This is a genomic window from Paenibacillus prosopidis, from assembly GCF_003337375.1.
Lineage (GTDB): Bacteria > Bacillota > Bacilli > Paenibacillales > Paenibacillaceae > Pristimantibacillus > Pristimantibacillus prosopidis.
Genome location: NZ_QPJD01000009.1, coordinates 189,612 through 205,655, shown reverse-complemented (window position 1 = coordinate 205,655; position 16,044 = coordinate 189,612). Strand labels below are relative to the sequence as shown.

Below are 16,044 nucleotides of genomic sequence, written 5' to 3'. Positions count from 1 at the left end.
ATGAGAGACGTTGTTCTCGAAATAATCTAATTTATGCAGTGAGCACCAATTTACCAATGACGATGCACATAAAGACGACATACAATATGCTCATCGTAAAAAAGCTTAGCCGCCAAACGGTACGGAAAATCTTTTTGGCGTCGATGCTGCCGCGTTTGCGAAACTGCGCATTTCCGAGCAATCCGCCTCCCAGCAGCATAAATAACAATATGCCGTAAATGCCAAATTGGCTGCTAAACAAACTATCGAACAAAACGGCTACGCAGCCGATTAGAAATGCGGTTGTAATGTCCATTGCTAATCGAAACGCTTTCTTTCGATCTTGAATATATGCGCCGTAACCAAACAAGACGATAGCGAAAGGAAGGATTGGAACGACCGCCAAATAAGCATATAAATGTTTGATGCTTTCCCAAATCACCGCCATCGTCCTTCACTCCTTCATATCCGGCTCCATAGGTAGTGCTTGTATAAGTGCAGTCACTGCTCGATTTATCGGAGCAGGTATATCAAATTGCTCTGCGAGCCTTACAATCCCGCCATTTATTGCGTCTATTTCGGTAGTTCTGCCCGCCCGAACGTCGCTTAACATCGAAGAGACATTGCCGCTTGTTTGCCTGCATATCTCTATTATCTGCTGCCACCCGTCGTGCGGCAATTTCATGCCGGCTTTCCTCAATATTAGCTCAGTTTCCGCATATAACGCTGTCATTAACGATTTGCGTGTAGGATGCATAGGCAATTCGCCGTTGGTTACATCAAACATTGCGGTTAATGGATTGATAACAGCGTTGATCAATAACTTTGCAAATATACGATTCTCCATGTCATTCGACAGAAAAGAGGTAAATCCTGCCGATTGAAGCAAGGAAATCAACATTTTTTGCGAGATTTCGAGGGATTCATCTCGATTGCTCTTATTTCCGCTCCACTCGCCAAGCCATAGCTGTCCTTTTCCGGTATGCTGAACCGTTCGACCGTCTATTCGCTTCGCCCCCTCCGTCGTCACTGCCGCAAACAACGGCGTATCCGGAAGCTTCTTCTTAATACGGTCCAAGTGACCGATACCGTTTTGTAAACATATGACAGCAGCAGCCCCATCCGATGAGCTTGCAGTAAATGCGTTAAGCTGATCTAACAGCCGATCATTTATATCCGTTTGCTTAACGGTTAGCAAAATCCAACGAAAGCCGTTATGAGGTTGACCGGCCTTATCCACAAACCTTCCCGAAAAGCAGTCGATCCAATTGCTATTCACCCGTTCGATTCGTTTACTGGTTCCATCCATCACTTGCAGCAGAATTCCCTGAGCGCTGAGCAGCTCGGACTGCTCCTTGCTTCGCGTCCATATTGTCACTTCAGCTCCCGCATCTGCCAGCTTAGCACCGTAGAGCAGTCCTATCGAGCCTCCGCCTATTACGTCAATCCGCACGTCCTACCCCTTTCTCGCAACAAACACTCGCATCCAATCAGCAATTCTCTGATTACCTTATCGTTTCATTATCGGTATATTAATCATCGTAACAAATCTGTTGAAAATAATGCAACAGAAGAGAGGCTCGCCTATCGTAGGCGAGCCTCTCCTGTTAATCCTTATAACTTATTCAATACGTTCCAAATTGCCGTTTGCGTCCATCTTAAATCTTGGCTTTGCTTCTTCTTCATTCGTCAAAACCGTTAAACGCCTTGCGCGGTCCATAATTTGAATCAACGTTTTGTAATCGTCATTCACGGCGCGATAATCCGTTTGAACATTGTTTACCTCTTTGGACAGTCTCTCATTCTGATCGCGCAGCCGGTAAAGCTCTTCATCTTTGTCTTTCAATTCCTTTTCAAACAGTTTGATTTGACGCGTTAAATCTTGATAGGTCGACTTCCACCCGCGGAGAAAACGGATAACGGCATCTACCGATAATCCTTCCTCAAGCGAAGACGTATCATGTTTAAATCCACGTTCGTCCGCTTCAAAAACAGCTAAGGATGAAACGTGGGGCGTTGCAACAATCGTTTGTTTTTTCAAATAATTTCGTTTCTGGCGCTGCTGCTTTGCGATTTGTATCGCATCCTCGTAGCGCTTGCGAACGCAGCTGTTCCAACGGAACCCGCATGCTGCGGATGTGCGTCCGATACGTTCCCCTACTTCTTCAAACGCTGCAAGCTGGGTACTGCCTTCGCGAATATGGCGTAGCGTAACCTCGGCGAGAATTAAATCGTCGTCCGGACTCCACGCATCTTGTCTAACTGCTGTCATGCAACGAAAACCTCCTAACGTAAAGGCGCTTACTTTATCTCTATGCCCTTGGTAGAGTTCATAGAATCTATTGGATACTAATTTGTATAACCAAATTTTCACCCTCTCATACATGTTAGGTCTTATATTTGAGCAAACTGAATGTAGGGCCGACAGCTGTGAATAAAAAGTTTGCGATTTCGTCACTGTTGCAGGTTTACACTTTTTTCGCCAAACGTTATAATGATCATTAGAAAATCGGGTCGCAGCGAAAGGGGGATGTTATCATGGCACGCATGTATCGGGTACTTGGCTTTTGGACCCTGGTAATCGGACTAATGGCTTTCGCAGGCCATATGACGGAATTCGCGTTGTTGTTTTTCGCGCAAGCCGTTGCTTTCGTATTTCTAGGCTACTTGAATTTCTCCGAGAGAACTTACATAGTTATGTTCTGGGGATATATGATCATTTCATTCGTGGGTTTCACGTATTGGTCGGTCTTCAAGTTGGACTTGCCTTTCTAAGGCGCATTTATACAAAATGCAAAAAAGCGAAACGGTGTCAGCTCCTATGGGGCTGACACCGTTTTGTTTGTCCCGCTATCTTTTGTCCAATACCATAACTTTAAAGGTCTCGCTCATTTGATCGCTAAGCAGCAGCTGCCTGATCGCCCGATTCATGCGGGCCATCTCACTGAAGGGATCCGTACTATTATGATTCTGAAGCAGCTCAAAAACACCATTATCGATTAAAAATTGCTTCTGAGTTGAATAACTGCTTACCTGCCAGCCGCTTTCCTCTGCCGAATGACGAATAAACGTAAACGGTACATGCGACGTTATATCCTGCTCGCCAATACGTACGAAAGGACTGTCGCTTGCTTGATGCTGCCAGTAGCACATTAACGTGCCTAACATGCGGTGCTCCGCTGTATATTCTGCAGATTCATGCCCGTAATCAATAAGAAGGAGCCGCCCTTCGGTCATCGTGCTTCCAAGTCGCTTCAGAAAGTCAGCCGCCCCTGCATGCACCTCCGTCTGCTGACCTTCCTTTAGTTGAATGCCGTCACGAACAAGCCATCCGCTGATTCGCGGATCGGTAAGCGGCATGTAGACATCATGAAACCCATGCTCTGCAGTTCCAGCAACGCCAAGCTCGGCCAATTGCCCATTCACGCATTGCACCCGATGCACGGGAAAAGCGTCCAGAAGCTCATTGGCCAGCACTAACGCAGGCTGCCGCAGCCAGTCCGCTTCCCACGCTTCATCTGACGTCGCTAACAGCGGTTGAGCATGTATCGTTCCCTTTAAGGCTGCAAATGCTTCGCGAGACGCAAGCGCATGTGATGGATGATCCTCGATTAGGATAGAAATAAACCGCTCCTCCCAATGGTCGCTTAGCGTTTGACCCGCTGCCGCTATCTGCGCAGATAATCTCCCTGTTCCGGCTCCCCATTCAATGAGACGAAGAGGCTTGCCGATTGCCCTTCCATATTGAAGGGAATAACCGGCGATAACTTCCGCTAAAACGCGTCCAATTCCCGAACTTGTATAGAAATCGCCCTTTTTTCCGATTCGGACAGGTCCTGAACGATAATAGCCATACTCTGCATCGTATAAACAGCAGCTCATATACTGACGGAACGGAATACACTTGACTGTATGCGTTACTCCTCCTGCATCCATATACCAGCCCGTCCAGGAAGATTCGGTAATTTGCTTCGCAATAGAAACGGCAAGTGCGTTTTCCGTCATTGTTTCGTTCATCCTTTTCCAAATGTAAGATATAATAGATTTGATTGCCGCATAAAATGAGTGCTGAGGAGGGAGGATGCCGTTGATATTACCCGCTAAGCTCATACGTATCGTCTTTGCTGCCACAGCTATGCTTCTGTTTGCATGGCTCCTGATTCGGCTTCCCGTATTGGCCGAGCCTCAGCCGGCCCTTGATGATAGACACACGCTGCTTGAGAAAAGTTTATCCGTCTTGGAGATCGATAAAGAAATCGTCCGTATCCAGGAGCAAAAAGCACAGCTTCTGCTCGCAAAGACAGATACGGAAAAACAATTAAAGCTGCAGGAGCAGCAAATTTCGGACAAGCAAGACGAAGCGGGAAGCATCCTGCGCGCTTACTATATGGGAGAACGGGATTTTTTGTTTACAGCGCTTCTATCCTTTGATTCATTGTCCGATCTATTGCAAATGATTGATTATGCCGAATTTATTTTTACATACGATAAGCATACCTTGGATACCTATATGGAGCAATACAAGAAGGTTCAGGAAGGCTACAAGCAGCTCGAGACAAGGCAAGATGAGCTTACGGCAATTGAACAACAGCTGCATACCCAGCGGGAACGTGTGTTGGAACTTGAAAAACAGCTCGAAGAGCAGCTGGCCGGCCGTTCGGACGCTGACAGGCTTCGTTTATTAATGAAGGAGCTTACCTCATTTTGGGACTCAGCCGGCATGAACGAGGTCAAGCAATATTTCCGCGAGCTGTCGAAGGCCATGCAGAAGCTTCCAAGCTGGGTCCAAGAAAATAAGCAGCTGCTTGAAATTAAAGGCTTTCAATATACGATCCGGGTTCCCGAGAATGATTTAAATACTTTTTTACGCGATCAAAATGAAATTTTTAATCATTTTTCGTTTCAATTTACAAATGATAAAGTAATAGCTCAAGGTAAACGCGATGATATGGAAATTCGCATAGCCGGTCATTACACGATCGAGAATGATCCGAAAAACGGTATCCTGTTTCATGTCGATGAACTGCTGTTCAACGGCTTTGCTTTGCCGGATACGACCCGTAATGCATTGGAAGAAGAATTTGATCTCGGGTTCTATCCTGATTTAATTGTATCCTTCCTTAAAGCTGAATCCGTTGAAATGAGAGATGGCGAGCTCATGATTAAGCTGAGCCTCAAGCTTTAAGAGAAAGAGACTGCTTCCGCCCTTTGCTGAAGCAGTCACTTTTTTCACTCATTCGCTAGCTGTCAGCGCATTGATGTAAGCATCGATTTGAAGCGGTTGCTGCGAAAATAATTGCCACTGCCGCTCGCGTTGCTGCCATCTTACCGGCCACTGCGGCTCAGGAAACGCCAATTGATCATCGGGCTGCTTTGCATTCAACCTTTTCAGCCACCAAGCTGGAGGGATTCGTAATTGACCGGATTGTATAGAACTGTTCGAAGCATACAAGGATGCTCTAGCCGGAAGCTGTCCTGACTGCTCATAGATCACCTGCTGATTGTTGCTGTCCGTCATTTCCCGGATCCACAGCATAGCCTCCTCCTCGACTTTGCTGTTTGAAGAGATCACATAGCTGCGGCCGTTTAACCACGGAAACAAAATATGATTGCGGTCGACAACCAGCTTTCCGCGAACTTTTTCACTTAATTTCTCAAATGCATCCCACGGTAAAATCGCTGCAAGCAGCTTGTTCCCAAGCAGAGCTTCGTTTAATTCGCCCGTCGCTTGCATCCTGATGCGGCTAACATTCCGCTCTACCGCTTGAAACCATTTGAGCTGGTCCGCCTGCTTTTCACTTATTTTACGCAAATTAATATGATCCGACTGATCCGTTTGGAACGTTCCCAGCCAAACGAGCTGCTGGTACAAATCGCCCGCACTCCAATTTACGATACTCGTCTCCGCATTCCATTCCATAACCTTTGCAGCGGCCGTTTGGTATGCGGCCCAATCAGTCGGCGGCTCCTTTAATCCGGCTTGGGTTAACAGGTCACCGTTCCAAACGACAACATACGGATTAACGTCCTTTGGTACCCCCCATAAATAGCCATTCCATCGTAAAGGGTCCAGCAATCCCATCATTTGGTCAGAGAGCATATCGCCAGTCATGATACTATCTGCCGGCTTCAGAAATCCTTCCACTGCAAAAGGGATAACGAAACCGTTATCCAGCAGCATGACGTCAGAAGCCGTCCCTTGCTGACTTTGTTCGGTCCATAAAGCGTAAGCCCTGTCCTCTGTTTCTTCATTGGCAAGCTGTACCTGAATATGAGGATATTTCATCATAAAATTGCGGTTTAGTCCTACCAGCAGTCTAAACTGATCGGAAGGCAAGGAAACGCTTACATGAATGTCCGATGTTTGATCAATGACATGTTCTCCCGGTGCGGACTGAACGGTTGTTTTTCCGTCAGGCTTGTCCACGCGCGCAGGATTCGTATGGCCTGAGAATTGAATAAGCATCAGGGCTGCAAAAAGTAACGCGCCAATAATGAAAGGCACATATTTTCTGGGAGACACAGCATTCTTCCTTTCATCCATGTAGCTTCTGAAAATAGGATAGCAATAAATCAAAAATTTGTCCAAATGAACATAGCCATGACAAAAAAAGACGGCTCCACTTTCAGGGAACCGTCCTTTATGCTGTATTTATTCAACGGCTAGAGCAAATCAGCTGCAAGCTGCGCAAGCTTCGAGCGCTCGCCTTTCTCCAGAGTCATATGACCGCTGATGCCCTCGTTTTTGAACCGCTCAACGATATGAGTCAAACCGTTACTGATGGAATCGAGGTAAGGATGGTCAATTTGCTCCGGATCACCCATCAACACTATTTTACTGCCTTCTCCGACACGTGAAACGATCGTCTTTACTTCATGCTTCGTTAAATTTTGCGCTTCGTCAATAATAATGAACTGCCCCGGGATCGATCTGCCGCGAATATAGGTGAGCGCCTCTACTTGAATGCTGCCCATTCCCATTAATATTTTGTCGATATCCCCAGCCTTCTTCGTATCGAATAAATATTCCAAATTATCATAAATCGGCTGCATCCACGGGCGCAGCTTCTCTTCCTTCTCACCAGGAAGATAGCCGATATCCTTTCCCATTGGCACGACTGGCCTAGCAATCAGCAGCTTCTTATATTTATGCTCATCCTCAACCTTCAGGAGACCCGCTGCAAGCGCGAGCAGCGTCTTACCCGTACCAGCTTTACCTGTTAGCGTTACAAGCGGTATATCGTCGTTCAGAAGCAGTTCAAGCGCCATTCGCTGTTGAGCGTTGCGCGCCGTGATACCCCAGATCGGATCATTGCTAAGAAAAAGCGGTTCAAGCTTCGCGCCGTCTTGGCTCACCTTCAGAAGCGCGGATTTTGACGTACCCATCTCATCCCGAAGGATGACAAACTCATTAGGGTTTAACCGTATATTAAGATTCATATTGTTCACAGTTAGAAACCGATACGTGTAAAACTCATCGATTACGGCAGGGTGTACATAAAGCGTCATATAGCCCGAGTAGAAATCGGACGAAACGACCACTCGATCAGATAGATAGTCCTGTGCCTGCAAGCCGAGCACATCGGCTTTGATTCGAACGAGCACATCCTTGCTAACCAAAACGATGCTTTGCTTCTCAGTCTCATTTTCTTGCTCTAGGTGATAATTTAGCGCAACCGCTAAAATCCGATTATCATTGGACATTTCTCCAAACATTTCTTGTACGCGCATAAAGCTGCGGTGATTCAGCTCCACTTTGAGCAGGCCGCCGCTTGGAAGCTCAATGCCCTCATGCAAATGCCCTCTCTCACGCATCTTATCGAGTAAACGGGAGATGGTTCGCGCATTACGGCCTAATTCATCAGCCAGCCTTTTCTTTGAATCTATTTCCTCCAACACAACCGCGGGAATTATGACCTCATTATCATCGAAAGCAAAAATCGCTTGCGGATCATGAAGCAGCACATTAGTGTCGAGCACGAATATTTTTTTCATGAGAACCCTCCCGGCGTTGGATATTCGATTAAAAACATACATAGCCTTGCGTAGCAGCGGGTAAACTATGGCGGACAGGTAACATTATGCGTTTTTAACATCAAAAAGAGGTGGTAAACATGTTCAAATGGCTTACTTCAGCGATCATTATTGCGATTGTAGCGACAGGCTGCAGCACCGTCGCACGTAATGAGACATCACCCTCTCCACAAAATAATGGCCGTGTTGAGGCCCAGCAAACCGAACCAAGGAAGAAGGAAATTAAAAATTCGGAGCAGGTCGCGGCACATTTGGAGCAGTTGGCCAAAGGAATTAACGGCGTTACGAATGCGCATTGCGTCGTGTTCGGAAACACCGCAATCGTCGGTATTGATGTTGATGCCAAGATGGAGCGCTCCAAAGTAGGTACGCTAAAATATTCTGTAGCAGAAGCATTTCGCAAAGACCCCTACGGTATAGATGCCCTCGTAACGGCAGATATGGATCTAACCCAAAGGCTAAACGAGATTGGCGCAGATATCAGACGCGGCAGACCAATAGCTGGCTTTGCTGAAGAAATGGCCGATATTATGGGCCGTCTTGTTCCCCAGCTTCCACGAGATATCTTACCGCAGGAGCCAGAGAAGCAGGAAGCCCCAAAAATGAATAAGACTTTGTAAAAAACTGGTTTTATGCTTGAAAACTAACGCTTTAAGATTTGGTAAAGGCCCCCAAAAGACACAAAAAGCCTAGTGAAAGCATCACTAGGCTTTTTTTATGGCAGCGGACATTTTATCCGCTGCTCGTTTGTCATATGTTTTCTCATATTCCGGGGTTTTGGACAAGCACACGCCATTAACCACCGCGTCTCGAACCTTCCTCATACTTGAGGCCGGACTGGCAGACTCCGCACCAATCGTATGCATTAGAACGAAAGGCTGCTCATGCAATGCTTCAATTGTTTGCCCGGATAATGATGTTACGGGTTCGGTCATCCGCATGGCCTCCTTCTGGCGAGATTACAAAATGGTCTCCGTAGCATTATTATATCCATATTATTACCGCCAGTCTACGGTTATTCAGCCATTTTTGCTTTCAATGCAGCACGGGCCTCATCGAGCTTTACATCGTCCAAATACACATATGGACTTCTCCAATTACCCTCAAGCGGAATAAATGTTACATCACTGCGGCTGATGCCGAAGTATTCCTGCAATAAATTTTTTATTTCATTAGATGGCATATCCATCTTCATGTTATTGCCAACCGCCTCAATAACAGAGCCTAGCTTCGCTGCACCGCTTAATGATTTCATCTTATCGACAAGCGCGCCGATCACTTCGCTTTGACGCTTATTCCGGTCAAAGTCGCTTGACATGTTTTTGCCATCATTGGATTTACGGTAGCGAACGAAGTCGAGCGCCTTGTCGCCATCGAGAACTTGAACGCCCTCCTGAAGATCAATATTCGTACCATCCTGTGAATCTGTATATTTCATTCGCATATCGACATCAACTTCAACACCGCCGAGCGCATTAACCACATCTGCAAATCCTTGAAAATTGATAACTGCAGTATACTTAACTTCAATACCAAAAAGCTCGCCTAAGACGGTCCGGACATGCTGCTTCGCATCCGCTTGTGCAGCTTCAGTCTCCATACCTTCTTTTTTTGCACTGTTGTAAAAAGCAGCGTAGAATTCATTCGCTTTTCTCTCTTTATAACCATCTACATCGATTTTGGAGTCGCGGGGAATAGACACAACCGTTGCCGATTTTGTATTCGGATTTAGGACGGCTACCATCATGACATCAGTATTCAAACCTCCGCCATGAGCCCGCGAATCAAGACCCAGTAACGCGATCGCGACAGCCTTTTCCTTTACCGATTCTCCAGCTGGTATAACGACCGAATTATTGTCTGTTCCAATAGTGTCGAGCGCATCGTTTGTTTTGAACACGACATAAGCAAGAGCTGCCGCTACAATGAGCAGCAGTCCAAACAACAACACTAAAAACGTTTTTACTACCGAACGTTTCTTGGGCGGTTTTTGCTTTTTCGCTTTAACCGGTTGACGAGCACCCGATCTTGGAGGTAATGATGTCGAACCTTGACTCATAGGATTCACCTTCAAGCTCAATTGTATTTTGGATTGGACTCGATGTCCGTCAGCAGCTGTTCGCCAGGTTCACGCGGATATAGCTGCAGCTTGGAACGGCCATCCTTTTCGTATTTAACATGGATCATCGTCTCATCGGTCTTAATAATTGTAAAGCCGGTAAGTCCGTGATCCTCCGTCAATATTTGCGCGAAAAACTCGAGTGTATCGAGCGCGGCTTGATCATCGGGTCGGGCATCTGCGACAACTCGAATTTGCAGCCAGTTGAATAAAGCGTCCTCGAGCTTCATTTACCTGATTCTGCTTTCTGAGGTGACGGTTCAGCTTCCTTGACGCCCTTCCATTTATCATACAATTGACGTCCGCGAAGCATGAGCATCATTAGGACCGCGATCCCCATACATTGAATAATAGGCAGCTTGTCGACTTGCAAAATCATTAATATAAATGAACCGAATGCTATCAATGCATAAACTAGAATCTCTTTCAGCAACGGTAGCCTTTGCTGGGCACGAAACACTTTATTGAATATGTATATCGTAAAGCCCAGGATGAGCAAATAAGAGACAAGCTTATGATCGCTTAACCACGCTTGCATGTTGCATACCTCCTATCATTATAAACAAAACGTAAGGTTTTGAATGAACAAAACCTTACGTTAATTTGAAAAATGGACTTATACAGTGGTTTGAGCGGTTTTACGGTGCTTCTCCGCACGCTCGCGCTCGCTCTTATTCAATATTTTTTTGCGGAGACGGATGGATTTCGGTGTAATTTCACAATACTCATCATCGTTCAAGTACTCAAGCGCTTGCTCAAGCGAGAACAGACGAGGACTTTTCAGAGTAACCGTATCGTCTTTACCTGCCGAGCGAATGTTGTTCAGCTGCTTCACTTTACAGATGTTGACGATAATGTCATTCTCACGAGTATGCTCCCCGACGATCATGCCCTCGTAGATTTCCGTACCTGGCTCCAAGAACTGTATTCCGCGATCCTCTACGCCCATCATGCCGTAGAAGGTCGATGTTCCGTTCTCACTAGCGACTAGAACGCCTTGATGACGGCCGCCTACGCCTGTACCGGCAAGTGGACCATAGCTGTCAAATGCATTGTTCATAATGCCGTATCCACGCGTTAAAGTCAAGAACTGTGTACGGTACCCAATCAAACCGCGAGCAGGAATTCTGAATTCCAAACGAACCTGACCGTTACCGTGGTTGATCATGTTAAGCATTTCGGCTTTGCGCGTTCCCAGGCTCTCCATAACAGCGCCCATGCTTTCCTCAGGCGTATCGATTAGTAAACGCTCGTAAGGCTCTTTCTTCGAACCATCAATTTCCTTTATGATAACTTCAGGCTTGGATACTTGAAGCTCAAAGCCTTCACGACGCATGTTCTCGATTAGAATCCCAAGGTGAAGCTCACCACGACCGGAAACGATAAAAGCATCCGGGCTATCTGTTTCGTCTACGCGCAGCGCAACGTCGGTCTCAAGCTCTTTGTATAGACGCTCCCGAAGCTTGCGGGATGTAACCCATTTCCCTTCACGGCCTGCAAACGGGCTGTTGTTAACTAGGAATGTCATTTGAAGTGTCGGCTCGTCGATTTTTAGAACCGGCAAAGCTTCCGGCTTCTGTGGATCAGCAATCGTCTCGCCGATGTTAATTTCACGAATACCCGCAATCGCGATGATATCGCCCGCGCCTGCTTCCTCGATCTCAACGCGCTTCAATCCTACGAAACCGAACAGCTTCTCGATTCTTGCTTGTTTAGTGCCGCCTTCGCGTGTCATTACCGCAACGGTTTGACCTTGCTTAATGATACCGCGGTTAACACGGCCGACCGCAATACGGCCAAGGTACTCATTGTAATCAAGCAAAGTAACGAGGAATTGCAATGGCTGTTCAACATCTTCGGTCGGCGACGGGATGTTGCTGACGATGGTTTCATATAGAGCTTCCATGTTTTCGTCCTGTTTCTCAGGATCAAGACTGGAAGTACCCATTAACGCAGATGCATAAACTACAGGGAACTCAAGCTGGTCGTCATTTGCTCCTAGCTCGATAAATAGGTCAAGAACCTCATCAACAACCTCTTGAGGTCTAGCGTTCGGACGGTCAATCTTGTTCACAACAACGATTGGGGTCTGGTTCGATTCAAGCGCTTTGCGCAAAACGAATTTCGTTTGCGGCATGCAGCCTTCAAAAGCATCTACAACCAATAGAACGCCGTCAACCATTTTCATGATACGCTCAACCTCGCCGCCGAAGTCAGCATGTCCTGGTGTGTCCACAATGTTAATCAAATAATCTTTGTAGTTAATGGCTGTATTCTTTGCCAAAATCGTAATACCGCGTTCACGCTCCAGATCGTTAGAATCCATTGCGCGTTCCTGTACTGCTTCGTGTTCGCGAAACGTTCCTGATTGTTGCAGCAGTTTGTCGACCAATGTCGTTTTGCCGTGGTCAACGTGGGCAATAATGGCGATATTCCGTAATTTCTCTCTTGCTTGCATAACTAGTAATCCACTCCATTTGTTTTTTATTTGAATCGTTAAATCTGCTTACCAACGTCTGCGTTTGCTTAGCATCATCCATATACCTGCCGCTATGAACGCTACAGCAATCGCATAAATTCCCCAGCTCCACAATAATACAAGAATGACGAACACAGCCGATGCGGCAGCAAGCGCAATCGATGCCGTGAGCACAACAGGCGGTCTGGATGAACCGAACAAATAATATTCGTAAAGGCCTGCCGCCACGCCGAAAATAAACAGCGGCCACAAATATTTCAAGCTATCCCATCCAAGCAGGTTGCAAAAAACAAAAAGCAGGGCATATACGACGAGCATTCCGCCAGGGACAAGCACAACCGCAGGGACTAATCTGCCAAAATACAGCACATGAAGCAGTATTCCAGGTATTAGTACGAGCAGCGGCCAGAAAATCGCCCCTAAAAAGCTGAATACACCTAACTTGCCCAACAAAATAACGAACCCGGCTAACAGCAAGATGATTCCAGCGGAATATTTGTTATTAGGCATTCGCGTTCCGCTCCTTACAACGCCAATCGCATATGTTGACGAAAGACGACAGTTTTTATCTATACTAGTTTAATGGAACTGAACCAAAAATACCAGTACGAAGCGTCCGTCTGAACAAAAAAAACCGTTCCGCAATATTTTGCGTGAACGGAAAGCATCCTAAACGTTACGAAAAAGACCTTTTTCTCATTATCGCGAATGCGATGACGAGCGGTACGCAAAGCAGCGGAACAGCCTCTGCAAGCGTTTTGGAGCCGTGAAATAACAGCTTGTCAAGCCCGGGATCATGCATCAGCATCTCCCCTGCGGCATATGCAAGCAATGCTGCCCCTATATAGGAAAGTGCAGGAAACTTATGCAATAATGAACCCAACATTTGGCTTCCCCAAATAATCATCGGTATGCTGAGCGCAATCCCGAGCATGATAAGAACAGAATCGCCATTTGCAACTGCCGCAATAGCAAGAACATTGTCGAGGCTCATAATAAAATCGGCAACGACAATGGTCCATATCGCTTGCCCGATCGTATTTGCTTTTTTTATCGTATGCATATCATTCTGCCCGCCTGCGTCTGCAAGCAGTTTGACAGCGATATAGAACAATAATAGCGCCCCAATCGCTTGTAAATAAGGGACCTGCAGCAGCTTAATGGCGATAAGCGTCAATAAGCAGCGCAGACCGACTGCCGCTAAAGCCCCCCACCATACCGCGCGTTTCCGTTGATTTGGCGGGAGCCTCTGACTGGCCATTGCTATAACAATCGCGTTATCTCCACTCAGCAATACATTAATTAAGATGATTTCGATAAAAATAAATACGCTGTCCACTTTGCATTCCCCCTCTAATCAGCAATATGAACAAGCTATGGAGAATATGTTCAAAAAAATTTGAATCCATCTTTCCGTTCTTACGTATTTATTGTAGACTTCAAGAAGTGCTTGTACAGGAAGGAGGGAACATACAAATGGAACTATTCTCAGTCGAGTTTTTCTCCGCGCTGTTGACTATCGTTTTCATCGACCTCATATTGGCTGGGGACAACGCCATTGTCATAGGGCTTGCAGCACGCAATTTGCCAAAGGAGCAGCAGAAGAAAGCCGTCATTTGGGGAACAGTCGGGGCAGTCGGCATTCGCGTAATCGCGACGCTGCTCGTCGTACAGCTGCTCAATGTGCCTTGGCTTAATCTCGTGGGCGGATTGCTGCTAGTATGGATTGCGTACAAATTGCTCGTGCAGGAAGATGCGCATGATGGGATCACTGCTGGCAACACGCTGTGGCAATCGATCCGAACCATTATTATTGCCGATGCGGCAATGGGGATTGATAACGTCATTGCGGTAGCAGGCGCAGCGCACGGCGATACGCTGCTTGTTGTACTCGGGCTTATCATCAGCGTACCAGTCGTCGTATGGGGAAGCACACTATTCATTAAGCTCATCAACCGCTATGAATGGATCGTGTATGTCGGCTCAGCCGTTCTCGCTTACACGGCAGCTAAGATGATTACTCATGAAAAATCGTTCAAAGAGTTTTTCGAGAATAATCAGCTCATCTATTGGTCGTTCTTGATTTTAGTCATTATCCTTACAGTGGTAGCCGGCGTAGTGACTAACATTCGTAAGAAGCAAGCAGCGCAACAAAAAAGCAGAGAATCCCACTAATGGGATTTCTGCTTTTTTTATTTTTCGTATGGCATTTAAAACCAGCTGTCCTCCCCTGCCGTTTGAGCAGAAGTTTGACTGCCGTGAGAAAGCAGCATCTGTTCCGTTCCTTCAACCGCTGCCGAAATCAACGCTTCCAAATTCGGCAGGAGCGCTTCCACTTTTTCTACGATTCTAAGATTCGGATTCGTGCTTGGTGACTTCGGCAAAAATAAGGTGCAGCAATCCTCGTAAGGTAAAATCGACGTTTCAAACGTTCCGATTCGTTCAGCTACCCGAATAATTTCATGCTTGTCCATCATAATTAAAGGCTTTAACAATGGCAACTCGGTTGCCCGCCCAATGACGTTCATGCTTGGAAGCGTCTGGCTCGCTACTTGGCCAAGACTCTCACCGGTAACGATGCCGTTTGCCCCGTTAAGCTCCGCAAGCTGCTCCGTTATGCGCAGCATCGCTCTACGCATTAACGTTATAATGAGATTATCGCTATTCGCTTGCATAAGTGTAGTTTGAATTTCCGTGAAAGGAACAAGATGCAGCTTGATCGGCTCGCCGCTGAAATACGACAACCTTTTGGCAAGCTCAATCACTTTTTCCTTAGCCTTATCGCTCGTAAAAGGATAACTGTGAAAATGAACGGCCTCCAGCTCAAGTCCTTTGCGCAGCGCCATCCAGCCTGCCACCGGGCTGTCAATTCCTCCGGATAACAGCAGCATGGCTTTGCCGTTCGAAGCATATGGAAATCCGCCGGCAGCCTGAATAACCTCGCAAAATACGTAGGTCGTTTCCTCCTGTATATCGACTCGAAGTTCAACATCTGGCTTGTTTACGTTTACTTTAAGACTCGGCATGGCACGAAGCACATGTCCGCCGACCAAATGGTTCATTTCCTGCGAATTGTGAGGGAATTTCTTCCAAGCACGCTTGGCGCTAACCTTAAATGTCTTCGGCTCTTCTGGAAGTGAACGCATGACCGCTAATGCAGCAGCCCGTATTTGCTCCAGATCTGATTCCGTGCTTACAACCGGGCTGAGTGAAACGATACCGAACAAATCCTTCAACCGGTCTGCAATCGGCTCATATGGAAGTCCGTTCAGCCTGACGTATAGACGGCCAAACGATTTCATGTAAGTAATACCAGTATACGGACTTAAAGCCTGCTTCACTTGCTCAAGCATTCGCTTCTCAAACCTATTGCGGTTCCGTCCCTTTACCGTTAAATCTCCGTAACGCAATACAATCTGATCATAAAGCAATG

Annotated in this window: 18 protein-coding genes; 4 read left to right on the top strand and 14 right to left on the bottom strand. The window is 46.5% G+C overall.

What is annotated here, in order from left to right:
- Positions 1-31 precede the first annotated feature (31 nt).
- From DFP97_RS15880 to DFP97_RS15870, 3 genes are all read right to left on the bottom strand, one after another.
- On the bottom strand, positions 32-427 hold the full coding sequence (locus DFP97_RS15880) for a DUF3397 domain-containing protein (protein ID WP_114381165.1): 396 nt from the start codon (positions 425-427) through the stop codon (positions 32-34).
- Positions 428-433: 6 nt separating this feature from the next.
- Positions 434-1,432: a ketopantoate reductase family protein gene (locus DFP97_RS15875; protein WP_114381164.1), complete on the bottom strand. Its 999-nt coding sequence runs from the start codon at positions 1,430-1,432 to the stop codon at positions 434-436.
- A gap of 168 nt (positions 1,433-1,600) precedes the next feature.
- Positions 1,601-2,251: an RsfA family transcriptional regulator gene (locus DFP97_RS15870; protein ID WP_114381163.1), complete on the bottom strand. Its 651-nt coding sequence runs from the start codon at positions 2,249-2,251 to the stop codon at positions 1,601-1,603.
- 266 nt (positions 2,252-2,517) lie between these two features.
- On the opposite strand from DFP97_RS15870, the gene DFP97_RS15865 reads away from it, so the two are divergent.
- A complete protein-coding gene (locus DFP97_RS15865; RefSeq protein WP_114381162.1) occupies positions 2,518-2,754 on the top strand; it encodes a DUF2626 domain-containing protein in 237 nt (78 codons plus the stop codon).
- Positions 2,755-2,829: 75 nt separating this feature from the next.
- Here DFP97_RS15865 and DFP97_RS15860 read toward each other — a convergent pair whose 3' ends face one another.
- A complete protein-coding gene (locus DFP97_RS15860; protein ID WP_181873545.1) occupies positions 2,830-3,984 on the bottom strand; it encodes a class I SAM-dependent methyltransferase in 1,155 nt (384 codons plus the stop codon).
- Positions 3,985-4,060: 76 nt separating this feature from the next.
- Here DFP97_RS15860 and DFP97_RS15855 point away from each other — a divergent pair, with 76 nt between their 5' ends.
- A complete protein-coding gene (locus DFP97_RS15855; RefSeq protein ID WP_147275064.1) occupies positions 4,061-5,164 on the top strand; it encodes a coiled-coil domain-containing protein in 1,104 nt (367 codons plus the stop codon).
- A gap of 48 nt (positions 5,165-5,212) precedes the next feature.
- Here DFP97_RS15855 and DFP97_RS15850 read toward each other — a convergent pair whose 3' ends face one another.
- Positions 5,213-6,502: an extracellular solute-binding protein gene (locus DFP97_RS15850; RefSeq protein ID WP_181873544.1), complete on the bottom strand. Its 1,290-nt coding sequence runs from the start codon at positions 6,500-6,502 to the stop codon at positions 5,213-5,215.
- 140 nt (positions 6,503-6,642) lie between these two features.
- Entirely contained in the window at positions 6,643-7,974 is a 1,332-nt protein-coding gene (locus DFP97_RS15845; RefSeq protein ID WP_114381158.1) for a PhoH family protein, read from the bottom strand.
- Between the two features lie 119 nt (positions 7,975-8,093).
- On the opposite strand from DFP97_RS15845, the gene DFP97_RS15840 reads away from it, so the two are divergent.
- Positions 8,094-8,633: a YhcN/YlaJ family sporulation lipoprotein gene (locus DFP97_RS15840; RefSeq protein ID WP_114381157.1), complete on the top strand. Its 540-nt coding sequence runs from the start codon at positions 8,094-8,096 to the stop codon at positions 8,631-8,633.
- A gap of 84 nt (positions 8,634-8,717) precedes the next feature.
- Here the strand turns inward: DFP97_RS15840 and DFP97_RS15835 are convergent, their stop codons facing one another.
- The 7 genes from DFP97_RS15835 to DFP97_RS15805 all read right to left on the bottom strand — a co-directional run bounded on the left by DFP97_RS15835 (position 8,718) and on the right by DFP97_RS15805 (position 13,950).
- The gene (locus tag DFP97_RS15835) at positions 8,718-8,948 is read right to left on the bottom strand and encodes a PNPOx family protein (RefSeq protein WP_114381156.1); all 231 of its coding nucleotides are present in this window, start codon (positions 8,946-8,948) and stop codon (positions 8,718-8,720) included.
- Positions 8,949-9,028: 80 nt separating this feature from the next.
- Complete coding sequence (locus DFP97_RS15830; RefSeq protein WP_114381155.1) at positions 9,029-10,072, bottom strand: LCP family protein; 1,044 nt, start codon at positions 10,070-10,072, stop codon at positions 9,029-9,031.
- 17 nt (positions 10,073-10,089) lie between these two features.
- The gene (locus tag DFP97_RS15825; RefSeq protein ID WP_114381154.1) at positions 10,090-10,362 is read right to left on the bottom strand and encodes a hypothetical protein; all 273 of its coding nucleotides are present in this window, start codon (positions 10,360-10,362) and stop codon (positions 10,090-10,092) included.
- Positions 10,359-10,670, bottom strand: a complete 312-nt coding sequence (locus tag DFP97_RS15820) for a YlaH-like family protein (RefSeq protein ID WP_114381153.1) — start codon at positions 10,668-10,670, stop codon at positions 10,359-10,361. The genes DFP97_RS15825 and DFP97_RS15820 overlap by 4 nt, the downstream gene beginning before the upstream one ends.
- A 78-nt stretch (positions 10,671-10,748) precedes the next feature.
- Positions 10,749-12,590 carry a translational GTPase TypA gene (typA, locus tag DFP97_RS15815; protein WP_114381152.1) on the bottom strand — a complete coding sequence of 614 codons (1,842 nt, stop codon included), beginning with the start codon at positions 12,588-12,590 and terminating at the stop codon, positions 10,749-10,751.
- Between the two features lie 48 nt (positions 12,591-12,638).
- A complete protein-coding gene (locus DFP97_RS15810; protein ID WP_114381151.1) occupies positions 12,639-13,121 on the bottom strand; it encodes a hypothetical protein in 483 nt (160 codons plus the stop codon).
- 166 nt (positions 13,122-13,287) lie between these two features.
- Positions 13,288-13,950 (bottom strand): TerC family protein, encoded by a 663-nt coding sequence (locus DFP97_RS15805; RefSeq protein ID WP_114381150.1) that lies wholly within the window; start codon positions 13,948-13,950, stop codon positions 13,288-13,290.
- A 137-nt stretch (positions 13,951-14,087) separates the two neighbouring features.
- Between DFP97_RS15805 and DFP97_RS15800 the strand changes: the two genes are divergently transcribed.
- Positions 14,088-14,786, top strand: coding sequence for a TerC family protein (locus DFP97_RS15800; RefSeq protein ID WP_114381149.1), 699 nt, complete (start codon positions 14,088-14,090; stop codon positions 14,784-14,786).
- A 35-nt stretch (positions 14,787-14,821) separates the two neighbouring features.
- On the opposite strand, the gene thiI is transcribed toward DFP97_RS15800, so the two are convergent.
- Positions 14,822-16,042 (bottom strand): tRNA uracil 4-sulfurtransferase ThiI, encoded by a 1,221-nt coding sequence (gene thiI / locus DFP97_RS15795; RefSeq protein ID WP_114381148.1) that lies wholly within the window; start codon positions 16,040-16,042, stop codon positions 14,822-14,824.
- Positions 16,043-16,044: the final 2 nt, after the last annotated feature.